The organism is Sphingobacterium bovisgrunnientis (genome assembly GCF_009829085.1).
Taxonomy (GTDB): domain Bacteria; phylum Bacteroidota; class Bacteroidia; order Sphingobacteriales; family Sphingobacteriaceae; genus Sphingobacterium; species Sphingobacterium bovisgrunnientis.
Genome location: NZ_WUQY01000012.1, coordinates 72632 through 97182, shown reverse-complemented (window position 1 = coordinate 97182; position 24551 = coordinate 72632). Strand labels below are relative to the sequence as shown.

General features: G+C 36.0%; 22 protein-coding genes. 13 read left to right on the top strand and 9 right to left on the bottom strand.

The features are described 5' to 3' along the window. Positions 1-170 precede the first annotated feature (170 nt). On the top strand, positions 171-602 hold the full coding sequence (locus tag GOQ16_RS08010; RefSeq protein WP_160068814.1) for an META domain-containing protein: 432 nt from the start codon (positions 171-173) through the stop codon (positions 600-602). Between the two features lie 61 nt (positions 603-663). After that, positions 664-1611 carry a tRNA modification radical SAM protein MnmL/YtqA gene (mnmL, locus tag GOQ16_RS08005; RefSeq protein WP_160068813.1) on the top strand — a complete coding sequence of 316 codons (948 nt, stop codon included), beginning with the start codon at positions 664-666 and terminating at the stop codon, positions 1609-1611. A gap of 31 nt (positions 1612-1642) precedes the next feature. Here mnmL and GOQ16_RS08000 read toward each other — a convergent pair whose 3' ends face one another. Beyond that, entirely contained in the window at positions 1643-2113 is a 471-nt protein-coding gene (locus GOQ16_RS08000; protein WP_160068812.1) for a pyrophosphohydrolase domain-containing protein, read from the bottom strand. A gap of 101 nt (positions 2114-2214) precedes the next feature. Next, positions 2215-3717 (bottom strand): pseudouridine synthase, encoded by a 1503-nt coding sequence (locus GOQ16_RS07995; RefSeq protein WP_160068811.1) that lies wholly within the window; start codon positions 3715-3717, stop codon positions 2215-2217. 259 nt (positions 3718-3976) lie between these two features. Here GOQ16_RS07995 and GOQ16_RS07990 point away from each other — a divergent pair, with 259 nt between their 5' ends. The 7 genes from GOQ16_RS07990 to GOQ16_RS07960 all read left to right on the top strand — a co-directional run bounded on the left by GOQ16_RS07990 (position 3977) and on the right by GOQ16_RS07960 (position 10642). After that, positions 3977-4711, top strand: a complete 735-nt coding sequence (locus GOQ16_RS07990; protein WP_240140981.1) for a lytic transglycosylase domain-containing protein — start codon at positions 3977-3979, stop codon at positions 4709-4711. A 157-nt stretch (positions 4712-4868) separates the two neighbouring features. Continuing rightward, positions 4869-6986: a cytochrome-c oxidase, cbb3-type subunit I gene (gene ccoN / locus GOQ16_RS07985; RefSeq protein WP_160068809.1), complete on the top strand. Its 2118-nt coding sequence runs from the start codon at positions 4869-4871 to the stop codon at positions 6984-6986. Between the two features lie 18 nt (positions 6987-7004). Continuing rightward, positions 7005-7196 (top strand): hypothetical protein, encoded by a 192-nt coding sequence (locus GOQ16_RS07980; protein ID WP_149912990.1) that lies wholly within the window; start codon positions 7005-7007, stop codon positions 7194-7196. A gap of 4 nt (positions 7197-7200) precedes the next feature. Then, complete coding sequence (locus tag GOQ16_RS07975) at positions 7201-8076, top strand: cbb3-type cytochrome c oxidase N-terminal domain-containing protein (RefSeq protein ID WP_240140980.1); 876 nt, start codon at positions 7201-7203, stop codon at positions 8074-8076. Positions 8077-8119: 43 nt separating this feature from the next. Beyond that, a complete protein-coding gene (ccoG, locus tag GOQ16_RS07970) occupies positions 8120-9517 on the top strand; it encodes a cytochrome c oxidase accessory protein CcoG (protein ID WP_160068818.1) in 1398 nt (465 codons plus the stop codon). 4 nt (positions 9518-9521) lie between these two features. Then, positions 9522-9947: a FixH family protein gene (locus GOQ16_RS07965; protein WP_160068808.1), complete on the top strand. Its 426-nt coding sequence runs from the start codon at positions 9522-9524 to the stop codon at positions 9945-9947. 2 nt (positions 9948-9949) lie between these two features. Beyond that, positions 9950-10642, top strand: coding sequence for a sulfite exporter TauE/SafE family protein (locus GOQ16_RS07960; protein WP_160068807.1), 693 nt, complete (start codon positions 9950-9952; stop codon positions 10640-10642). On the opposite strand, the gene GOQ16_RS07955 is transcribed toward GOQ16_RS07960, so the two are convergent. Further along, on the bottom strand, positions 10643-12001 hold the full coding sequence (locus GOQ16_RS07955; RefSeq protein WP_160068806.1) for an MATE family efflux transporter: 1359 nt from the start codon (positions 11999-12001) through the stop codon (positions 10643-10645). Between the two features lie 148 nt (positions 12002-12149). On the opposite strand from GOQ16_RS07955, the gene GOQ16_RS07950 reads away from it, so the two are divergent. Then, positions 12150-12665: a Sec-independent protein translocase subunit TatA/TatB gene (locus GOQ16_RS07950; RefSeq protein ID WP_160068805.1), complete on the top strand. Its 516-nt coding sequence runs from the start codon at positions 12150-12152 to the stop codon at positions 12663-12665. Positions 12666-12747: 82 nt separating this feature from the next. Next, the gene (locus GOQ16_RS07945; protein ID WP_204987450.1) at positions 12748-14970 is read left to right on the top strand and encodes a Tex family protein; all 2223 of its coding nucleotides are present in this window, start codon (positions 12748-12750) and stop codon (positions 14968-14970) included. A gap of 78 nt (positions 14971-15048) precedes the next feature. On the opposite strand, the gene GOQ16_RS07940 is transcribed toward GOQ16_RS07945, so the two are convergent. Continuing rightward, the gene (locus GOQ16_RS07940) at positions 15049-15849 is read right to left on the bottom strand and encodes a class I SAM-dependent methyltransferase (RefSeq protein ID WP_160068803.1); all 801 of its coding nucleotides are present in this window, start codon (positions 15847-15849) and stop codon (positions 15049-15051) included. Positions 15850-15917: 68 nt separating this feature from the next. Between GOQ16_RS07940 and GOQ16_RS07935 the strand changes: the two genes are divergently transcribed. After that, positions 15918-16202, top strand: coding sequence for a hypothetical protein (locus GOQ16_RS07935; RefSeq protein ID WP_160068802.1), 285 nt, complete (start codon positions 15918-15920; stop codon positions 16200-16202). 47 nt (positions 16203-16249) lie between these two features. Here the strand turns inward: GOQ16_RS07935 and GOQ16_RS07930 are convergent, their stop codons facing one another. The 4 genes from GOQ16_RS07930 to GOQ16_RS07915 all read right to left on the bottom strand — a co-directional run bounded on the left by GOQ16_RS07930 (position 16250) and on the right by GOQ16_RS07915 (position 22842). Continuing rightward, the gene (locus GOQ16_RS07930; RefSeq protein ID WP_160068801.1) at positions 16250-17023 is read right to left on the bottom strand and encodes a hypothetical protein; all 774 of its coding nucleotides are present in this window, start codon (positions 17021-17023) and stop codon (positions 16250-16252) included. 152 nt (positions 17024-17175) lie between these two features. After that, the gene (locus tag GOQ16_RS07925; protein ID WP_160068800.1) at positions 17176-17892 is read right to left on the bottom strand and encodes a hypothetical protein; all 717 of its coding nucleotides are present in this window, start codon (positions 17890-17892) and stop codon (positions 17176-17178) included. Positions 17893-17932: 40 nt separating this feature from the next. Then, on the bottom strand, positions 17933-18103 hold the full coding sequence (locus GOQ16_RS07920) for a hypothetical protein (protein ID WP_160068799.1): 171 nt from the start codon (positions 18101-18103) through the stop codon (positions 17933-17935). Between the two features lie 395 nt (positions 18104-18498). Then, positions 18499-22842: a translocation/assembly module TamB domain-containing protein gene (locus GOQ16_RS07915; protein ID WP_438865728.1), complete on the bottom strand. Its 4344-nt coding sequence runs from the start codon at positions 22840-22842 to the stop codon at positions 18499-18501. A gap of 42 nt (positions 22843-22884) precedes the next feature. Here GOQ16_RS07915 and tsaD point away from each other — a divergent pair, with 42 nt between their 5' ends. Then, complete coding sequence (gene tsaD, locus GOQ16_RS07910; protein ID WP_160068797.1) at positions 22885-23886, top strand: tRNA (adenosine(37)-N6)-threonylcarbamoyltransferase complex transferase subunit TsaD; 1002 nt, start codon at positions 22885-22887, stop codon at positions 23884-23886. A gap of 219 nt (positions 23887-24105) precedes the next feature. Here tsaD and GOQ16_RS07905 read toward each other — a convergent pair whose 3' ends face one another. Further along, the gene (locus GOQ16_RS07905) at positions 24106-24537 is read right to left on the bottom strand and encodes a hypothetical protein (RefSeq protein WP_160068796.1); all 432 of its coding nucleotides are present in this window, start codon (positions 24535-24537) and stop codon (positions 24106-24108) included. Positions 24538-24551: the final 14 nt, after the last annotated feature.

Here is a 24551-nt window from a genome sequence, read left to right as displayed (position 1 = left end):
CCCGCCCGAGCCGATGGTATTGCCGTAACAGGTGGGAGAGTAGGTCGGTGCCTTTTTTTATACAAAGCCTTATCACAAACGTGGTAAGGCTTTTTTGCGTTTAAAGGATTTATGTTTAATATTATTGTAGCAAAATTGATAATTAATTCGTATATGAATAAACTTTGATTATGAAAAATTTACCATTATTAGCTGTTATAGTATTATTCTTTGTAGGCTGTAAGAAGAATGAGTATCAATTTGATGAAATTGAAGGTGGATCAATTGATTTGGTTGAAACAAACTGGTCTCTATATAAATCTGATGAAATACCAAGCGTAGTTCAAAATGGAATGAGATTTCCGATTATTTCATTTGGAAAGGATGGTTTTAGTGTTAAATCTTCGTGTAATCATATGGGAGCGGAAATGGAGTTAACAAATTCTTTATTCAATTTTAAGAGTTTCCGTACTACTTATTTGGCGTGTCATGGAAATCCAATTTTGATAGAAGGTTATTTTTATGAACTTGTAGACACCAATATTTTTTATAAATATAGTAAAGGAATTTTATACCTTTTTAAAGACGATAAATTGATAGGTTCATTCAAAAGAATTGATTAGTCCTGTGTGGAGCTATATTTCATTTTTCCACCAAGATTAAATTGTCTACCTTTGTATCCGAATGGGAACAGCATTAGACAATGGGATTAAACCGTATAATCATTACGGAGCTTATTTAAAAGAAAAATACAATGGACAAAAGGTATTTAAAGTTATCGTAGATGGTAATTTTACTTGTCCTAACCGTGATGGTAGCAAAGGATATGGCGGATGTACCTATTGCAATGTTGATTCATTTACACCCGATACGGCGCGAAAAATTCCTTCCATTCGTGAACAAGTCGAAAATGGCATAGAGCGAGCTCGTAATAATTACGGTGCCGAGAAATTCATTATTTACTTTCAACCTAATACGAATACCTATGCACCTACACATTTGCTAAAAATGATGTATGACGAGGCATTGAGTATAGATACAGAAAATGTATTAGGTCTTTCTGTAGGTACGCGTCCGGACTGTTTAGATTTTGAAAAAATCGCTTTATTGGAATCTTATACAGATAGATACGATGTCGATTTGGAGATGGGTATGGAATCTATTTACAATGAAACTTTAGATATTATAAATCGGGGCTGCTCACATGATGAATTCATCTCGACAATGAAAATGTTGGAAAACACGAAGTTGGAATTGTGTGTGCATACTATATTTGGTTTTCCTTGGGAAACTGAAGAGATGATGTTGCGCTATGCAGAAGAAATTAATAAACATCCGCAGATCAAATTTGTGAAGCTACATCATTTACATATAGTAGAAGGTTCTATTATGGGGGTGAAATATAAGCGTGAGCCTTTCAAATTATTCTCTATGGAAGAATACACTGAATTCTTAGCAAAGTTTATCCCATTATTGCGAACAGATATTATTATTCAACGTGTGTTTGGTATTGCTGACCAAGATTTATTAATTGCGCCTAATTGGGGACTGAAAAAATCAGGAATTCAAAGTTATATTGACAAAGGTCTAGAGGCTAGAGGGGTACAGCAGGGAAGTTTGTATGCTATATAAGATAAAAAAATGCGACTTTAAGTCGCTTTTTTTATTGCTCTACGATTGATTTCAAATCAGCAGGAGAGTAGTTGATTGATTTCAACGTCTTATTGTCTCCTTCACGGAAAACCAAATATAAGCCATCTACTTCCTTATAATACGAATCAACACCTTTTTCTTCTTTGTAATGTTTGATTGTCGCTTCGGCTTCTTCAACAGATTTGCAAGCTTTGCTCATATTCGAACGTTGTACTTCTTCGAATAAGGCATTGAATTTGTCACCTAATCCAAATTCTAATACCGCACCAGACAAGACATATTGAATGTCACATAAAGCATCCGCGATCTCTACAATATCATTTGCTTGAATAGCTTCTTCTAATTCTTTTAATTCTTCAGCAATCAAAGAAACACGAAGTTTGCATCTTGATTCAGAAGGAATTTGTGGGCTGTCTAATATAGGATGCTGAAAGGTTTTATGAAATTCAGCTACAGATGTTAACGATTTAGGGTCTGTCATGTTTATTAAATCTTTTAAATGATAAAAATACAAATCTTTGTTCGTAATAGTAAAATGCTAAAAAGAATAAAGTCTCGATTTTTGTTTCGAGACTTTACTTATTATTTTACAAAGTGTTTTAATTGAATCAATTCTCTTTCTTCTAAATATCTCCAACGTCCACGAGGTAAATCTTTTTTCGTCAAATTAGCATAGACAACTCGATCTAGTTTTACAACTTCATAACCCAATGATTCGAAGATACGTCTTACGACACGATTCTTTCCCGAGTGGATCTGAATACCTACTTCACGTTTGGATGCACCTGCAACATAACTCAAATCGTCTGGTTTGATAACACCATCTTCCAATTCAATACCTACTTGTATTTTGTTGAAGTCACCTTGCACTAAATTTTTGTTTAACTCAACTTGGTACATTTTAGTCACATTATTACGCGGATGCGATAATTTTTCAGCTAAATTACCATCGTTAGTCATCAATAATAAACCAGTGGTATTTCTATCAAGACGACCAACAGGGTATATGCGTTCTTTTGTTGCTTTAGCAACTAATTGCATTACTGTACGACGTTCTTGTGGATCATCAGTTGTAGTGATATAATCTTTTGGTTTATTTAATAATACATAAACCATTTTCTCACGCTTAAGACGCTCGTTATTGTAACGAATTTCATCTTTTGCTGGATCTACTTTAGTACCTAGTGACGTAACAGGTTCTCCATTCACAGATACTACGCCAGCTGCGATTAACTCATCCGCTTTACGGCGAGAGCAAATACCTGCATTGGAAATATATCTATTCAAACGAATTAAGCCGTCATCTTCTGCTTCTTTATTTGCAGGCTTGTTAGCAGGTCTAAATTTTCTATTCGCAGAATACTTGAAATCGTTCTTTTCGCGTTGTTCTTGGTATTCGGAAGTTGGCTCGGGTCTTCTGTTTTTAGAATACCCTTCCTTCTCGAAAGATTTACCGAAAGGTTTTCTGTCGAAAGATTTTCTATCACTTCCACCCTCTTTATCAAATGATTTACCGAAAGGTTTTCTGTCGAAAGATTTTCTATCACTTCCACCCTCTTTATCAAATGATTTACCGAAAGGCTTTCTGTCGAAAGATTTTCTATCGCTTCCGCCTTCTTTATCAAATGATTTACCGAAAGGCTTTCTGTCGAAAGATTTTCTATCGCTTCCACCTTCTTTATCAAATGATTTACCAAAAGGCTTTCTGTCGAAAGATTTTCTATCGTTTCCACCTTCTTTATCAAATGATTTACCGAAAGGCTTTCTGTCGAAAGATTTTCTATCACTTCCGCTTTCTTTACCAAATGATTTACCGTATGATTTGTTGTCATCTCTATCATTTGATTTTCCAAATGACGGACGACCGAATGATTTTTTGTCGTCTTTACTGAATTTTGAAAAAGGTGATTTACCGAAAGATTTATTATCGTCTTTTCTGTCTTTGCTGAAAGAAGATTTTCCGTAACTATCGGATTTAGCTCCGAATTTTTTGTTAGAATTATCTTTCGATCTAAAGCTTTCTGAGTTGCTTTTACTTTTTCTGGAGTTGTCCTCGCGACTGTTCCTTTGACTTTTGAATGGCATAATTTTTATATAAAAATAGAGTACAAAGTTACATAAAATAATCAATTAATTAAGTTTTTTTTAATTCTCAAAATACTGCATGCTATGGGCTTAAGGGGCTGTTTTTGCAATTCCATAAAACTCGCGCTTGTGTAACTGTTTGTTTTATAGCTTAATAGTTTGTACCTTTGGCGCAGCATAAATGGACCAAGCTATTTTTGATCGATGTTAGTATCGTGGATAGGTAGCATTAAGGAACTGAATGATTAAAAAAAGAGTAATGTGTATTACAGCAATTTTTTCGATAATGGTGTTGTCGAAATTGCAATCAAGCCCCCAGGGAATTTCTTATGAAAACCCTTATAAAAAGATAATGTTGGATCACGCCGCTAGGCTTAAGGAGGAGATAAATTCACCAGCCAACAAAACGAGAGAATATTATAATTCTCTTACTTTCGCAGATGAGAATGTTCCTACTGAGGACGTATCTGTGAAGAGCAAATTAGGCAAGTATCTCGCGAAATTTTCTTTTAAGAAAGTTCGGTCTCATGAGATGCATAACAAAGCAGATAAATATTTGCCCAAGATTGCTAAAATCCTTGAATCTTATGGAATCCCTGAAGATTTTAAGTATATCCCAATTGTAGAAAGTGGGTTGAATCCACAAGTGAGTTCGCACAAAGGTGCTGGAGGTTATTGGCAATTTATGCCAGCTACAGCTCGACTATACGGACTGAAGGTTAATGGAAAAGTAGATGAGCGTAAGGATTTTGAGAAATCTACACACGCAGCTGCACGTTATATCAAAGATTTGTATGATCAATTTGGTGATTGGACACTTGTCGCAGCTGCCTACAATGTTGGTGGAGGTAGTCTGAAAGCTTCTATTCGTAGACAAAAGAAAGATGACTATTATAAATTAAGATTGAACAATGAGACTGGTTCTTATGTCTATAAAATTATCTCTGTAAAAGAGGTGATTGAGAATCCTGATAAATACGGGTATAATATTTAAATTTCTTTAATCAGATATATACTAAAAGGCTTGGAATTTTTCAAGCCTTTTGTTGTTTTTGGTTATGTGACGAGAGTCACTTTTAATACCAAGTTGTGTCATTAGGCTGTCATCAAACTGTCATTACTTTTACGGCATAAAACAAAATGATAAAGTAATGCATCTAGAGCAGTTTAGTTACGACAACAGGATAGTACGCAATTTCGGTATTGCGACTATAATTTGGGGTATCGTAGGTATGTCTATCGGCTTGCTGGTAGCTTGCCAATTGATTTGGCCCGAGTTGAATTTTATGACCCAGTATACCACATTCGGTCGTGTTCGTCCTGTACACACTAATGCGGTAATTTTTGCTTTTGTGGGTAATGCTATTTTTATGGGGGTGTATTACTCCATGCAGCGTGTATTAAAAGCGCGTATGTTTAGTGATGTATTGAGTAAAATACACTTTTGGGGATGGCAATTAATTATTGTTGCATCCGCTATTACATTGCCGCTAGGCTACACCTCATCGCATGAGTATGCCGAAATGGAATGGCCTATCGACTTAGGTATTACGTTAATTTGGGTCGTGTTTGGGATAAATATGTTTGGTACTATTATCAAACGTAGAGAGCGTCATATGTATGTAGCTGTGTGGTTTTACATTGCTACGTTTGTGACCGTTGCAGTATTGCATATTGTGAATTCCATCCAGCTACCAGTAAGTTTTTGGAAAAGTTATTATGTGTATTCGGGTGTGCAAGATGCTCTAGTACAATGGTGGTATGGACATAATGCGGTAGCTTTCTTCTTGACAACTCCATTCTTGGGTATGATGTACTATTTCTTACCAAAGATGGCGAATCGTCCCGTTTATTCCTACAAACTTAGTATTCTACACTTCTGGTCATTGATATTTATCTATATCTGGGCTGGTCCACACCATTTATTATACACGTCATTGCCATCTTGGGTGCAATCCTTGGGTGTTGTGTTCTCGATTATGTTGATCGCGCCATCTTGGGGAGGTATGATCAATGGTTTGTTGACATTACGAGGCGCTTGGGACAAAGTACGTGTAGAGCCAGTATTAAAATTTATGGTTGTAGCCTTGACATGTTATGGAATGGCTACATTCGAAGGACCAATGTTATCGCTAAAACAAGTGAATGCGATTGCGCACTTCACAGACTGGATCGTAGCTCACGTACACGTTGGCGCATTGGGCTGGAATGGTTTTATGACGTTCGCGGTTCTATACTGGTTATTGCCACGTATTTACAAAACAGAATTGTATTCTAAGAAATTGGCTAATATTCACTTCTGGATTGGTACGTTAGGTATTTTGTTCTATGCCATTCCGATGTATTGGGCAGCAGTAGTTCAAGGTTTGATGTGGAAAGAGTTCACACCAGAAGGTGTATTGAAATACCCTAACTTCTTAGCTACTACATTAGAAATTTTGCCTATGCATATGATGCGTGCTATTGGTGGCGCAATGTATTTGGCAGGTGCAATTCTAATGACGTATAACTTGGCAAAAACCATGAAAAAAGGAAAATTGGTTGCGAATGAAGCTGCCGAAGCTCCAGCATTAGAACCTCTAGTAGCAAATGAGCGCTCTGTACACCGTAGATTGGAACGTAAGCCTATATTATTTATGGTTCTTGCATTGATCGCAATCTTGATTGGTGGTATTGTAGAGATGATTCCAACATTCACAATTCAGAGCAATGTGCCAACTATTGCAAGCGTACAACCTTATACCGCATTAGAATTACAAGGTCGTGATTTGTATATCAAGGAAGGCTGTGTGAATTGTCACTCGCAAACGATTCGTCCTTTCCGTTCGGAAACAGCTCGCTACGGCGAATATTCTAAAGCAGGTGAATTTGTGTATGACAGACCATTCTTATGGGGATCAAAACGTACTGGACCAGATTTGCACCGAATCGGTGGCAAGTATCCTAACAAGTGGCACTTTGACCACATGTTGGATCCGACGATTACATCTCCAGGAAGTATCATGCCTGCTTATCCTTGGATGATTGAGCAAGAACTTGATAATTCTGATCTGGTAGCTAAAATGAAAGCTATGCAAACATTAGGCGTTCCTTATACGGATGAGCAAGTTAATAATGCAGTGCAAGATGCAATGAGTCAAGCGGATGTTATTGTTGCTGATTTAGCTAAAAATCAAGTGGATGTTAAATCTGATCGCGAGATTATTGCGCTAATTGCCTACTTGCAACGCTTAGGGACAGATATTAAAGCAACTACAACAGATAAATAATCATTAAACGAAGGTATTATGTTTAAGCAAATAACAAATTTACAAGGCGATGAAATTTATTTGATGACTTCGCTATGGATATTCCTCATATTCTTTGTGGTGGTGGGTTTGATGTTATTCTTCATGAAAAAGGATCACATCCAATACATGAAGGAGATTCCTTTTGATGAATCTGAGCCAAAGTCTGATTATTTATCTGATAGAAATTAGTAGTATGAATGAAATGATAAATGGTACTGAAGCAATTGCTGAAGTATCACAATGGAAACTTGGGACAGTCAATTTATATAATGATATTTTAATTATTACACTGATCATCGTGATGATCGCATTATTATTTGCTGCATTAGTAATAAATAAAGCGATGAAGTCTATCTTAAATGTCACAATGCCCGATGTTGTAAAACGCGAAGCAGAGGAAAAGCGAGCTAAGGCTGCCGAACGCAAAATAAGAAATCTAGCAACTTGGCGTAAATTGATGGGAGTAAGACCTATCGAAGAAGAAAAGGATATAACGATCGACCACGAATACGATGGTATTCAGGAACTTGACAATCCTGTGCCTATATGGTTTAATACTTTGTTCTATGGTACAATAGTTTTTGGCTTGATTTATCTTCTAGTTTACCATGTATTTGGATGGGGAATGAACCAAGATCAAGAGTACTTGCACGAGGTGGCTATGGCCGAAAAAGCAAAACAAGAGTATTTAGCGCAAGCAGCAAATTTAGTAGACGAAAGTTCTGTAGAGTTTAATGCTGCATTAGCTCCAGCGGGTAAAGCTATTTACACTGCCAATTGTGCGGCATGTCATGGGGCGAACGGTGAAGGTACAATTGGACCAAATCTTACAGACAGATCTTGGCTTCATGGTGGAGAAATAAAAGATATTTTCAAAACTGTGAAATATGGTATTCCAGAAAAAGGTATGGTTCCTTGGGAACAAACATTAACGCCTGGCCAAATTGCTGAAGTATCAAGTTATATCATAACATTGAGAGATAGTAATCCTGCTAATCAAAAAGCTGCAGAGGGTACTGCCGTAGAGAAGTATGCTTCTGAAAATGTGGAAGAAGCAGGTGAGCAGTAAGTAAAATATTGTGTTTAATTATTAAGTGAGTAAAGTGAGCAAAATGGAAGCAGTGGTGAACAATAACGAAGGTCCGGTCTTACCGTCAAAAGAAAAGAAGCGAAAATGGATTTACGCCAAAAAGCCTTCTGGAAAATTGTATGTGTACAGGCAATGGGTTGGTTATAGTTTGTTACTGTTTCTATTTGCAGCTCCATTCATCAAGTTGAATGGCAATCCATTCTTGATGTTTAACATTGTAGAACGTAAGTTTTCCATCTTTGGAAATATGTTCTTTCCACAAGATCTGCATATTTTTGTTTTTGGATCGCTGATTATTTTAGTCGGAATTGTACTTTTTACGGCAGTGTATGGTCGTGTATGGTGTGGTTGGACTTGTCCACAAACCATTTTCATGGAGTTAATATTTCGAAGAATTGAATATCTCATCGAAGGCGACTGGACGCAACAGAAAAAGCTTAATGAAGGGCCAAATACTGATGCGAGAGCTTGGAAGAAACTTCTAAAGCACACGGTATTTATTCTTATTTCTTGTTTTATATCCAATATCTTTTTAGCCTATATCATCGGTGTTGATGAACTTCTGAAAATCATATCCGATCCGATAGATCAACATTTAGGTGGATTTACTGCCATTGTAATTTTTACAGCTCTTTTTTACTTCGTATTTGCACACGTAAGAGAAATTGTATGTACTACAATATGTCCATACGGAAGATTTCAAGGTGTTTTGCTGGATGATCAAAGTATGTCTGTAGCCTACAATGCAGAGCGAGGTGAGCCAAGAGGCAAACTAACTAAACAACAAGAAACTAAACTCGGCGACTGTGTAGATTGTGGATTATGTGTACATGTTTGTCCTACTGGAATCGATATTCGAAACGGAGTACAGCTCGAATGTGTGAATTGTACTGCTTGCGTGGATGCTTGTGATGCTGTGATGGATAAAATTGGAAAGCCTACACGACTTATCGGTTTTTATTCATTAGGTGAAGTTGAAGGGAAAAAGGATTTTAAGAAAAGTCCAGTTCGCCCTATCTTATATACTTCTGTTTTGGTGATTTTATCCATTGTGTTTTTTTATTTGATATTCAACAGAGCTCCAATCGACGGTTCATTATTACGTGCTACGGGTAGTACCTACCAAACCATGCCAGATGGTAGAGTTAGCAATTTGTATACCATTGAATTGATAAATAAAAGTGGACAAACTATTCCTTTTGAAATGAAAGCTTCTGATCCGAATTATGAATTGCAATTAGTTAATAAAATCGATTCCCTAGCAAAAGATGGAACGGCTAAGCTTTCTTTCTTTTTGATTGCGAATAAGGACAAAATAGAGACATACAAGACTAAGACCTCCGTGCAGATATTATCTGAAGGAAAAGAAGTGAATCGGTTAAAAACAACGTTTATATGTCCTCCGGGATCTAAGAAATAAAGCTATGAATTGGGGAAGTAAAATTATTTTGGGGCTGGGAAGTTTTATGTTATTCATCATCGTTACGGTTATTTATATGGTTTCAAAAGATTCCGATACCTTAATAGATGAGAATTATTATGAAACTAGTCTGTCGTATGATGAAGTTTACAATAGTAAGCAAAACTTAATCCGCGATAATGCTAAGCCTATTCTAATATTAGAGAATGATTCATTGATTATACAATTTATCGCTGCGGAGAATAGTGGGAATATTAGTTTTAAAAGACCATCCGACGGATCATTAGATCAGGTTATTCCTTTTGACGTAAAAGGATTAGATGTTAAATTACCGGTATCAACATTCCTAAAAGGAAATTGGAATGTAGAAATTTCGTGGAAACAAGCAGGAAATAACTACGTTCACAATCAACCATTATACATTCAATAACCATGAGTTTTCAAATGCTGGGCTTTTTCATGGGCTTGTTTGGCAGTGTACATTGCACCTTAATGTGTGGTCCTCTGTTATTTGCATTGCAACAACATCAAGAATTTTCTTTTGCTACTGTACTTAATAAAATTCTGTATCAAACCGGTAGAATATTGACATATGGGTTAATAGGGCTTTTATTTGGTGTTTTAGGATCCTCCTTTGCGATGAAAGGTTGGCAGCAAGGGCTTTCGATTTTTACTGGAGTATTTCTTTTGGTAATAGGCTTTACTTATCTATTTATCCATAAATTTCCTTCACTTGCATCATTTCAGACAAAAGCAATACAGCCTTTTGCGAAAGCGATGAGCAAATGGATGTATAAGCCAAATGGCTCCTTTATAGCAGGAATGTTAAATGGTTTTTTACCTTGCGGAATGGTGTATATGGCTGTGGCATCAGCTCTAAATGCTGAAAACTCTTTGTCAAGCTTTCAGTTTATGGTTTATTTTGGGCTAGGGACATTGCCACTTATGCTTGTCTTCTCTTTATTGACGAATCTTCCGAAAAAACTCTTTAAAATCAAATTTTCATCCATCTTAACTTTTTTATACATAGTAATGGGCATTTGGTTTTTGCTTCGCGGCGCGAATTTGGATATACCTTACCTCAGTCCATTATTATATATTGATGGAGCTATTTCTTGCCAATAATTAAGAGATAGCGAATTTTCTATTAATCATATATTTGTAACGTAAATATAAGAGAATAGAAGATACTAACAGTGCAAAAGTCAATCCGTACCATACTCCTTGCACGCCTATTTCTAGTTCTACGCCCATATAATATCCTGCTGGTAGACCGATTACCCAATAAGCAAATAAGGTGATGATTGTTGGGATATTAACATCTCCAATACCGCGCAAAATACCTAGACCGATGACTTGAGTGCCATCGAATAATTGAAACAAACCAGCTATAATCAATAACTGAGCAGCCAATGCAATTACTTCGGGGTCAGTCGTCATTAACGAAGCCAATGTATGATTGAAAACCGCAAAAAGAATAGCCGTAAATATCATAAAACCTAGAATGATGTTATACGATATCTTTGCAAAAGTTTTCAGACGTTCAAAGTTTTCTTTTCCGTAACTATTACCAATCTTAATAGTCACAGCACTTGCAATACCCGTTGCCATCATGTAAGTCATGGATGCAAGCGTAATAGCTACATTGTGTGCTGCCTGATCCAATGCGCCAATTTTACCAGCGATAAGTGATGCGCCAGCAAATAGACCTACTTCAAATGTGTATTGGAAAGCTACAGGAGTACCGATCTTAAGAATCGCTTTGACTTTTTGTGCTTGAACAGCTAAAAATCTGAAGTGTACCATGTAGTCCTTGAAATATTTTGATTTCAAGACATACCAACACATGACCACCATCATCAAAATTCTGTCGATCAATGTCGCTATTCCAACGCCTGCTATGCCCATTGGTTCAATTCCGAGCATACCTTTTACGAATATAATGGCTAATATTACATTCAGCACATTACCCCAAATCGTAATACGCATAGCCTGTTTAGTAAATCCTAAACCTTCTGCAAATTGCTTGAATGCATTAAAAATCATCAATGGGAAAATCGAAAGAGCAAGTACAAATAAGTAAGGTTTTGCTTCTTCCACGACAATTGGGTCTTGATCGGCATGTTGCATGCCATACATCGATCCATAATATACCCCAAAGAATAGAAGAATACTCACGAAAATATTTACCCATAAACTATTGGAAAGCAGTTTAGCAATTTCTTTTTTGTCGTTTTTTCCACTCGCCTGTGCTATAAGTGGCGTCAATCCATAAGCAATACCCAATCCAAATACCAACACCATCATAAATACGGAGTGCGCTAAGGAAGATGCTGCAAGTGATATTTTACCCAAAAAATGACCAATAATCATGGTGTCAGAAGTTTGAACCAACGTGTGGCCTAGCTGCGCAATGATAAGTGGTCCTGCTAAAGCCAATGCACTTATGTAATAAGTTCTGTGCTTTTTAATATTAATAAACATACAATGTCGAAATAGCCTGCAAAGTTACGAATGTTTACGTGCAAACTAATGGGTTTTCAAATGTGTCTAAATATTTACAAATAACTATTGGTCAAAAAGCAGAATACACTTACCTTAGCAATCTTAGAAATACAAAATTGAATCTAAAATGACTTTAGCATTTTTAAATATTGGTACACAAGAAATGATTTTCATCGTGATTATCATTTTGATGTTGTTTGGTGGTAAAAAATTACCTGAGTTGGCAAGAGGATTGGGAAGAGGTATTCGTGAATTCAAAGATGCTTCAGAAGATATCAAACGCGAGATTTCAGATCAAATCAATAATTTCGAAAAAGATCTTGACGTTACAGCAGAAGACAAAAAGACAAATACTTCAGCGCCTATTGAAAATACTCCTACAGCGGATGTATCTCAAGTAGAAGGTGCAGAAGAGGTGTCAGCCACAGACGCTCCAGCAGAAAAGAAATTTCCACAGTTTACACAACCTGAAAATTCAGTTCAACACGATCCAGGAGCGCATCCTGTAGACGAGACTGAATATTACAAATATGGTTATAATGATTATTTTGCAGAGGAAAAGCCAGAAGGCGAAGAGTCCAAAGTAGAGGATGTAGATACATCTGAAGAAAAACAAAAAGATAACCCATCACAAAACGTATAATTTAGCATTAAATCTATAATAGAAAGCTGTTGAAAGAGTATTTCAGCAGCTTTCTCGTTACTACTCGAATATATACATGCATATGTCACACGAAATCATAATTTCGAATGAGTTGTCTATCACACAAAAACAAGTGAGTACAACCGTAGCTTTATTGGATGAAGGCGCTACTATACCTTTTATTTCTCGTTACCGTAAAGAATTGACAGGTTCATTGGATGAAGTTCAGATTACGGCTATTCGCGATCGTATCCAGCAATTACGTGATTTGGACAAACGTAAAGAAGCTGTTTTAAAATCTATTAAAGATCAAGGAAAATTAACACCTGAACTAGAAGCGTTGGTTCGTGGGGCTGAAACAATGGCTACATTGGAAGATATCTATTTACCATACAAACCTAAACGTCGTACCCGTGCTTTAATAGCTCGTGAAAAAGGATTACAGCCATTAGCAGATTATTTATTAGAACAGAAATCTGGTGAGGTTGAAACTTTTGCAGGACAATTCTTAAATGAAGAATTAGCCGTTAATAGTTTGGAAGAGGCCTTAGCTGGTGCTAGAGACATAATAGCTGAAACAATTGCGGAAGATGCTGAAGTTCGTGCGCAATTGCGTAAAGTTTTCTTGGATAAAGGAAATTTCGTGTCGCGTGTGGTTCCAGGAAAAGAAGAGCAAGCGCAGAAATACAAAGATTATTTCGAATGGTCAGAGCCTTTGGATAAAGCACCATCTCATCGCGTGTTGGCTATGCGCCGTGGCGAAAAAGAAGAATTGCTTTATTTAGATATTGAAGTAGATGAAGATGTCGTGGTTCCAAAAATTGAATCTATCTATATAAAAGGCAAAAACGATGCATCCAAACAAGTAGAGCTGGCTTTATATGATGGATACAAACGCCTATTGAAGCCATCGATGGAAACTGAAATTCGCGTATTGACTCGTCAACGTGCGGATGAAGAAGCTATAAAAGTTTTTGCTGATAATGTGCGTCAATTATTATTAGGAGCACCACTTGGCCAAAAACGCTTATTAGCGATTGACCCAGGATTCCGTACAGGATGTAAAACAGTGGTATTGGATGCTCAAGGAAATTTATTGGAAAATACAGCGATATTTCCGCATACTGGATCGGGAGGCGCAGCAGAAGCAGAGCGTACAATCAAATATTTGGTTTCAAAATATGATGTTGAGGCCATTGCTATTGGAAATGGAACGGCAGGTCGTGAAACGGAAGACTTTGTTCGCAAGTTAGGGTTGAGCAATGTGACCATTGTGATGGTCAATGAAAGTGGAGCTTCGATTTATTCAGCTTCTGAAGTAGCTCGTGAAGAATTTCCAGATCAAGATGTGACTGTACGTGGTGCTGTATCAATAGGTCGTCGTCTGATGGATCCTTTGGCAGAATTGGTAAAAATCGATCCAAAATCTATCGGTGTTGGTCAATACCAGCATGATGTTGATCAAAATAAGTTACAAACGGCTTTGGACGATACGGTTATTTCTTGTGTGAATGCAGTAGGCGTTGAGTTAAATACAGCATCAAAACAAATTCTATCGTATATTTCTGGTTTAGGTCCAGCATTGGCACAGCAAATTGTAAATTACCGTAAAGAGAATGGTCCATTTAGTTCACGTCGTGAGTTGAAAAAAGTTCCGAGACTTGGAGACAAAGCTTTTGAACAAGCCGCGGGTTTCTTACGTATCCGAAATGCAAAACATCCGTTGGATGCTTCTGCGGTTCACCCTGAACGTTATGCTCTTGTCGAGCAAATGGCGAAGGATTTGGGTGTAGAAGTGATTGAATTAATGAAAGACGAACAACTTCGTAAAAGGATTGATTTGAAGAAATACATTTCGGATGAAGTAGGTTTACCGACATTAAATGATATTATTGCCGAATTGGCAAAACCAGGTTTAGATCCACGCGAACAATTTGAAGCTTTCTCATTTACCGAAGGAGTTAACGCAATTTCGGATTTGAAAGTAGGGATGAAATTGCCAGGAATCGTCACGAATATTACGAATTTTGGTGCTTTTGTGGATATCGGTGTGCATCAAGATGGACTAGTACATTTGAGTCAAATGTCTAATAACTTTGTGTCTGATCCGCACGAAGTCGTGAAAGTACAACAGCAAGTAATGGTAACTGTTACTGAAGTGGATGAGAAACGTAAACGTATCGCTCTTTCCATGAAAACGGAAGAAAAATCTGCTCCCCGTAAGCGTACTGAACGAAGAGAAGAAAAAGTTCCTGAAACTGATATGGCAGCAAAACTAGCTGCACTAGCTGGAAAATTTAAATAATTAGTAAAGCTTATTGATTGTAAAACGTCATTTCGTTAGACTCCTTTCGAAATGACGTTTTATTATTTTAAAAGTTGCTTATTTTTTCTCAGCAATGAGTGAATAAACCATTGGAATTTTATTGTCCAAATGATCTATTCTGAATTTTTTAGTTTCAAATTCTATTGTATGTTGAAAGCAATTGTAAGGTGAATAATCGTATTCTTCAAAAGAGCTAATCGTAAGTTTATTGTGTATTAAACTCGATAGGACTTCGCTCAAACTATGATTCCAACAAACATATTCTTGATTCAAATCTGCTGAACGATCTGCATAAGTTCCAGCTTCTATTTCTACAATTGGCCCAGTATTGAAATAATTATATCCGACTTTTTCAAAATTATCATCAAACATCCATACTACGGGATGAAATTCCACAAATACAAATTTGCCTTGAGGCTTCAGAAACTTTGAAATCACAGCAGCCCATTTATACAGATCAGGAAGCCAAGCTATTGTACCATAACTTGTATACACAATATCAAATTCTTGATCTAAATGTTGCGGTAAGTCATATATATCACAGCAAATAAATTGTGCTGTTGAATTAGTTTCTTGCGCCAATTTTTCAGCAGCTTCTATTGCCTTGTCGGATAAATCAACCCCAACAACTTCAGCACCTAATCGACTCAACGAAATACTATCCTGACCAAAATGACACTGTAGGTGTAATATCCTTTTGCCCTTTACGTCGCCAAGTGATGTGAGTTCCATCGAATTTAAAGATGTATTTCCGGCGAGGAATCCTTTTATATCATAAAATTCAGATTCTACATGATGAGCAGTTCTTCTATTCCATGAATCTTTATTTATTTTTAAGTAATCAACTGGCTTTTCCATTGGTTTTTAATTATACTAGGCAATAAATATAAGATAATATTTTCTAAGCATTTAGTATATTCGCTAGTATGACTATCCAAGAATTTAAAAACTCGTTGACTGAAAATTTTCCATCAAAATCGCTTTCGGTACAAATGCAGGCATTATGGTGGGATGCAAAAGGTGGCTGGAAGCAAGCGCATAATCTGATTGATCATTTAGAGGATGCTATGTATGCACATATACACGCGTATCTACACCGAGTAGAAGGAGATCTTTGGAATGCGCGGTATTGGTATAACCGTGCCAAACAGCCTGAGTTTAAAGGTTCTTTGGATGAAGAATGGGGATATTTGCTTGAGAAATATATGTAAAAACCCACAACTCTTTTGAATTGTGGGCTCATATTATTTATTTTAAACTACTTAGTACAAGATGTTTTCTTTACGCCAGATCCGTATGCATCCATCACGGTTTTTCCCTCGACCCTTGACGTAGCTATAATTGTGTTTGTTAAATCACCGCCATTCCATGTTATTGTATTGAATTGCATACCATTTTTTAATCGTAATGGAAATAATTCCCCTTGGTCTGTTTTGCTACCATATAATCGAACATCCCCATTTCGTCCTATTACTACTCTAATGACTGGTTTATCTACTGTTCCTTTAAATTCCCAAATAGCTTTTACCCTTTTGTTTGCTGTGATATTATTGTTTCCAATAGATTGATATTGACTTCCATCTTCAAATTCAATATTTTGAGTTGTATTAGTAGCATTATTTTGGAATTGTATTTCACCAGTAGTTACACTTGTTCCGATAATAGGTGTTCCATTTACTTCTAGATTGAATGCATTGTCTAATTCCGTAATATTGTAAACAAATCCATAATCAGCTCCTGCTTCAGTAAAATTAAAAGTAATAATATCACCATTTTTAACAAATTTAGTCGTAGTTGAATTTTGAGGTTTAAAATTGATTCCTGTATAAGTTACATTTTTTCCATTTTCTCTAATGGTTTTAGATGTTTGAGGGAATTCCCAATCGAATCCATTGCCACTTACAGCTTGGGTACAAGTTCTTAAAGTTAAAATTAGATTATAACGATGACCTGGTTTAAAATTCAATCCAGCTACGGTAATATTGTTTTTAATTTCATTATCTACTTCTAATGCGTTAAATGTCAATGACATATTGGTTGTCGTGTCAGGAATTAAAATTGTCGTATTAGACGTGATAGATCGCTTTCCAGTTCCCAGTGAAGGAAAGGTTACAGATTTTCCGTTATTAATTAGACTTTCATAAGTTATTTTACCCTCCTTTAAATTTAAAGTAACATCTTGAACTAATGAATTGAAAGTAGGTGTATGTATAGCAGTAAATTGCCTGTCATTGTATTGTGCATTTGTAGGGTAGTGGTTACCTCACTAAATTTTGGTTTTAGCTTTGCCGCTAAAAAATTCTGCCCTTTATTTAGTTTCATTTTCTTGCTCTTCCAATATAATAAATCTGCATTTACATTTTTTATTTGTGCTGAACTTAGATTATTGTGGTTCGTTATCTGCGGAATATTAGACGTAGAACGTGAACTTACTACCACAAATATATATTCTGTGTAAGTATTGAGTGGTATTGCGGATTCTAGGGTTTCTTGTTTGTAAATGTAGTCACGTTCGTCTACAAAATTTCCAGCTGCATCATATACCAATAATTTATATTTGATATTATCTGCAAGCTTTTGTAGAACAGCCGAAGCACTTTGTTTAAAATCTGTTTTCAAATTTTCAGTACGATTATTTTCAATAGGAGCAAGTTGGCTTTCAATACGAAAATCTTCATTTACATACTGTATATGAGTATCAGAACTTGTTTGGTACTCCGAAGCTTTATTACTCGCTAGAATATCATTTTCAGCTTCGTACGCTAATCCTTCAATGTTCACACTCAAAACAGCTTCTTCCCCTACTAAATTTTCTTCTTGAGTTTTTTCACATGAAAATAAGATACTAAGTAATCCTACTAGTGTTAATATAATTGGCTTATGTATATTTGTTATGCTCATCTGATTTAAATAATTCTAAACGATTTGATTTCAAAAAAAATTACCAATCAATAGTTCTCTCGACAGTTGGTTCTTCGACCCAATCTTCGTGTATGAAAAAATTATCATCAGTCGCTAGCACACGTGCTGAGCCTGCTGATAATGCACATTCTATTTCTAATAAAGTGAATGAAATATCAGGTCTTATATATTGTAGTTTATTTGTGTGCATGATACTATCTTAATCAAATTGATGCTACAAAATTATTAGTATCTAATGCAACTAATTAAAGTTTAATGGGTTTAATTTAGTCTTGTAGATTTAGGTCTAAAATATGTTAATTGGGATGTAAATCATTAACTAATTATTATTTGTTTAGGAAACTATTTTTTATGTTTATAGTTTTTGACTTAATTTTATCGATTAGATAGCGCTATCTAAACTAATAATTTATTTAGTTCGGAAAGCTAAGTTTTGGTAGTTAAATTTTAAGAGATTTCACAGTTACTCCTTAAGGGAATACGAAACAATTTGAAATCGTTGCAATCGAATCAAAAGAATAACTTTCTAAAGTTTTTACTTTTAAATATTTCAGTTCAACTAGTAAACTTCAAAATGGATAAAAATCACTTTTTGTTAAAATTCCAAATTCTTCGCCAGAATTCGCCTAAAGAATTAAATTCCCGACGATAAACTAATCCCAGGGCTGTAATATATTCTGCATCCAAGGAACGGATTAAGAAATTTCGGGTATAGGGTCTATTATATGCTCTGAAAAGTAAGTTGCCATCTCTACGGAGTTTGTAAGTCAATTCTGCGTCGGTCGTTATTCCTTGGCGGAAAAAAGTAAGATCCGTCGCTTCAAAGTTGGTGCGGTCTGTAATGCCTCCTGATAGTACTAATCTGTCATTAAGCAAGCGCAATGAAGCTGAAGCGTCATTGAAGGAACGGATATTTAAATCCAAAAAATTCACATTCAGCGATTGGGATATGATATTATTCAACTGGTTAAAGGCTATTTCTGTACCTGCTGAAAGCAACGTATTATTGACTTCCCGACCGATTTCTGAACTTGAGCTCGGTGTGAAACTACGACGTACGATCAAACTCAGCGCTTGTTGATTTACGTTATTGGCATCACTAAGGAAGCTTTGCAACTGATCTTTGATGTATGGATTTTGTGGGAAATTTAAATCGAATGTAACATCCGGCTGTTCTAAAGTGCCTTTAATAAGCATGTCTGCCTGTGCTAATACACGTTCATTGTCTCCCGAATATCCTGCTGCATTGTACAAAGGGCCGACTGCTGTTCGCTGCTGATAGATAGCATTGAGATTAATGACTGCTTCTGATGGGTTTCCTGTCCAACGAATGGTTCCGCCTTCTTTGATGTCAAAATATTTATTGATAAAATCTTGGGCTGTGAAGTGAAATTTTCCCTGATTTACGACGTAGTCGCCAAACATTTCAAAATCCCCCAGACTAGAAATTTTCATCGCAATAGTACCGTTTCCACTACCTTTCAATGAACCCATACTGGTTTGAAGATTTAATTCCGCATCAGGAGTGAAATTCAGGTTCATATTCATCGTTAAGCCGCTAAATAGGTTGCGTTTTGCCCGATTTTCATTTTCTGTAGAATCGGGACTTACGAAATAGATGAAATCATTATCTGATACCGTCATCGCAGAATTGAACGGTAAAGTGATTGCAGTTCCACTTTCCGATTTAGCATCAATATCGATATTGATTGAAGATGTGTATCCTTTGAATCGAAATAAGCCAGACGCAAAGGCAGTTCCGTAGTACAAGTTGTTGTCTTTGAAGCTGGTATTCAAAATCATAAATCGCGTGCCGCTCACATCGACATCGATATACGGATTTGCTAATTTTTGCAAATTAATAAGTCCATTAGCCTGTGCTTTATTACCTTTTATGTCTCTTACACTAAGGTTTTGTAGCATAATAGCGTTATTTTCTACAAGGGCGATCTGATTATCTATATAATAATGTGTATTCAGATAATTCACTGTAAATTCTGCATCATTGAATTTACCAAGACCTGTGATTTTGGGGTTTTTGAATGTCCCTTTGATGTCTACATTAGCAATTCCTTTTCCTTTTAAATTCGATACCAAATTTTTGAGGAATGGTTGAAATATCATCAAATCTGTTTCTGCGAGTGTACCTTTTAAATTAAGTGGTTGATCTTCACTATAGAAATTATATTCACCATTGACCAATACACCTCTTTGCAAATCATCCAAAAGCTTTAAGTCAATTAGCATATTTCCTGTACTTGGATTAAAGTTCGCTTTTAATCCAAGTTGTCCAATTGGAATTTCATTATAAATAATTGGGCTTGTCTGAATATTTGCTGATGCGACAGAATTTTTAAAGACTGAGGTAACATCGACTTTTCCATCTAAAGATCCTTTTAGATTAATTCCTAAAGGCTGCGTGATACCTTGCAAGGAAGCTAAGCTGAAATTATTAAACAAAACATGCAATTGGTCTGCTTCGTTGGAAAGAATTCCATCCAGTTTAACACGTTGTTTGTCTTGACTTAATATCAAATCATTAATATAAACTTTTCCTTGTGAGATATGCATTTTTGCCTCTTCATTAAGCGCCCATGTATCTTTATTAATAACGATAAAAGATGGTCTGAAATGTATATAAGCAGGTGAGTTGTGTGCAAAATGAATATCCCCATTAAGATTTAAATAGTTTGTTGCGCTGCGTTCGGATAATTCTAAATTGAAAACTAAGCTGTCGTTGGCTAAGGTGTTTTTAATAGATACATTATTCACATATGTACTATCTGCAAAATTTATTCTGTCGGCTAGAATATCCAATGAAAAAGCTTGTTGGTCTGCATTCTCCACTACAGAAAGGTTTGTTAATTTTACCCCTTTATAGACTACAGTTGGGCTAAATGCCGTGAATTTAGCATTGAAATCCTCTGAGGAAAATTGCGCATTCAAATGTGCTCCATCGTCTAGCGAAAGAGAAGGATCTAGTAAAGCAGAAATCGGTTGGAAAGATTTAACATCAACCTTCAAATTAAAATTCTGCGGATTATAATGTTGTGTTTCAAAATTGATAGCTGGCGCATAGCGCATAGCCAAAGATTTGAAATAGGGTACAATTGTGTTTAAATCAATTACCCCTGCAATATTGGCATCCAAAACATCAGATTGCAAAATCAAAGTTCTATTTTTATCATCACCTTCAGCAGTAAAATTTATGTCTTCAATAAAAAATAATCCTTTGCTGGTACTAAGTCTTACAGAGTCTGCCTGAAGTTGCCCCACCAAATTATTAAGATTGTTCCCTACAAGATTCGTGTTAATATTAGCTTGATGAATTATGACACTGTCTTTATCAAGCCAACCTAATTTGTTAGCGGAGGCATGCGATACTGCTGCGTCCAATGTATAATTTACGTCTTTCGTAGCCCAATCGATAGCCGAATTGTAAGTCAACTGTAGATTCTTATCGTCCACCATACCTTTCATGCTAAGTATTTTATTTTGAAAAGTACCTTCGACTTGTGTGTGGTCGTACGAGTATTTGTTAATGGTTGATTTCGTGAAGTTTCCTTCAAATTTTAAATCTAGGTCTTTCAGATCTAGTCCTTTACCATTTAGTTTCAAATCGAATGAAGATGTTCCAATGTTTTTTTGATTGAGTACATCGCCGATTTTAAAATTTTGAGCGGCTATTTTTCCATTGTAACTCACCAAATTTTTAATGGCGATGTGCGCATTAGGTTGCAATGATCCAGCAGCAGTTTTTAAAATTCCTTTGACATCAAAATCATTATATAGCCCCACAAATGAACCCGTATAATTCACATCTTTCAGATTATGGATTTGTGTCGGAAGTTGTATTTTTTTTCCATTTGCTAATTTGGGAACGAAATATTCGATGTCTTGCCCAGAAGTTTTTAACTCTTTTATCGCGAAGCCAAAAACTGTTTTATTGATGTTTGGTAAACCTTTGATGGTGAAATTTCCTGTGAGACTGGTTTTTTTACCTGTACTAAGTTCTACATTACGAGCGACAATATTAGATACAGTCCCGCTTAAATCGGTGTTCTTAATGGAAGTAGTAAATTGTACAGTCCGCATTGTGGGAGCGAAGAATTCAATATCTTTTGAGTCTACGTAAGCGTCTTTTAAGTTTGCTTTCACATTAACCTTAGTGAGGAAAGAACTGAAATCATTGAACTCATTATATTCAAAAATAACATAATCGCCTACTGTCGAGTTGTTTGTTCGAATAAGGAGATCTTCAAACTTCATCTGCTTGTCGGTGTACGATGCTTTAGCAGTTAATTCTTTAAGATAGAAGCCTGATTTTTCTTTTAAGGTCAGCCCAGAAATATTGGCTGACAGGATAGAGTTTAAATTAATGTTATCCAATACCCCCGAAATTTCCGTTACTTCTAAATCAGCAAAATTGACCCCAGCTCGCGGATAGGTATAATTGTTATTGACCATCCTGAACTTGTTGTTCTTAAGTTCAATACGATCCAAAGCTAATTCTAGGTTTTGTTTTTTATCTTTCGTTTGCTTTTTAGGTTGAGTGAGGTAAGCTATGTATTTTGCTAAGTTAGAGCTATCTGGATAAATTTGATAATTCAGATAAGCGCATTCTAACTTGATTTCTTCAATTGTGACCTTATTATTAAAGAATTTAAGCAAATCTAGGTTTGCATTCAATTTCTCCGCATAAAGTGTAGTGTCGCCATTATGCTCGATGACAGCAAACTTTTGTAAAGATAACGTCGAAAATGGTTTAAAATAGATTTTGTCTAAAGTGATATTTGCGTTGAGTTCCTTGCCCAAAAATGTGGCTACACGTTTGGTTAGGTAAGTTTGTACGGAAGAAAACTGTAAAGAAAAAATAAGCAGAAGCACCAGTACAAGTATACTGGCAAGAGTCCAAAGCGTTATTTTCAGTATTTTTTTGATACTTTTGTGTATTAAATAAATTCTTCCAAAATGGCTGTAATTCTAGGGATCGAATCGTCGTGTGATGAGACATCAGCGTCTATATGTATTAACGGTGAAATCAAATCAAATATTATTGCAACACAAGCTATTCACGCCAAATACGGCGGTGTAGTTCCTGAGTTGGCATCACGTGCACACCAGCAAAATATTATTCCGACGGTTGATCAAGCAATACAGCAAGCCAAAATTACAAAAAATGATGTAGATGCCGTAGCTTTTACGCGTGGACCTGGACTTTTAGGTTCACTTTTAGTGGGTACATCATTTGCAAAGTCATTTGCCTTGGCACGAAATATTCCTTTGATCGATATAAATCACATGCAGGCGCATATTTTGGCGCATTTTATTGAAGATCCAAGGCCAAATTTTCCGTTTTTGTGTTTAACAGTTTCTGGTGGTCATACGCAAATTGTTTTGGTAAAAGACTACTTTGATATGGAATTGATAGGTCAAACTTTGGATGATGCGGCAGGGGAGGCATTTGACAAAACTGCTAAAATTCTAAATCTTCCATACCCTGGAGGTCCGTTAATTGATAAATATGCAAAAGATGGCAATCCAACAGCATTCAAATTACCTGAACCCCAAATAGCAGATTTGAATTTTTCTTTTTCTGGATTAAAAACTGCAATTCTTTATTTGGTGCAAGCTGAAATGAAGAAAAATCCAAATTTTTTGGATGAGCATATGCAGGATCTTTGTGCTTCGGTGCAAGATCGTATAGTGACGATTTTATTGAATAAATTAAAAAAGGCAGCTAAGCAAACAGGTGTTAAAGATATAGCTATTGCCGGCGGTGTTTCTGCTAATTCTGGTTTGCGTAAGTCTCTACTTGAAATGGGGGATAAGTACAATTGGAGAGTTTTTATCCCAAAATTTGAATATTGTACAGACAATGCAGCGATGATTGCTATTGCAGGCTACCATAAATTTTTAAATAGCGAGTTTGTCGGTCAGGAAGTTGCGCCATTAGCACGTATTCCTTTTTAAAAAAAAACAGCAATGGAATTGTATATTGCTGTTTTATCAAGGCTAGATATTCTAAAGTTCGATATCATATGAGGTGGCTTTTGTCCACATACATCTTATTTGTCTTCCTTCTTTTTTAGGTTTAGTTTCTAAAACTACGTCTAGATTATTGGACGATGTACTGTTCGTGATTGTCAAACAATATGCATTATTAGTGTCAAAACTTTGAGAACTCCAAATTTATGCAGATGCCGGGTTTGAGCTGTCATTCACCCGAAGTACGTAATTTGTATTTCCTGCTTGACGATAACCTAATTGCAAAAATGGGATTGATTCATAGGTGCTATATGGTGCAAAATTGATGTTACTTCTTACAAAGTAGGCTATTCTTGAAGGTCCCTGTGTGTCAAAAATTCCAAACTTTCTTCTTTCGGGTGTAGTGCTTATTAATGTTGCGTTTGGAAATTCTGTAGAATTGGCTAATGTGGTCAAATGTGCATTTGTTGGCATCATGTAATATCCTTTAGGGTATACTTGTGCGCAAGGAGCACCTTGATCAACAGCTATGTCTTGTCCTGGTCTAAGCGATTTCCAATTAAAATATTCTTGGTTTGAGCCATTAACACCTTTGAAATCAGGATGATCATAAATATCCGTGTTGTAATGTCTCAAAGCATATTTTTGGT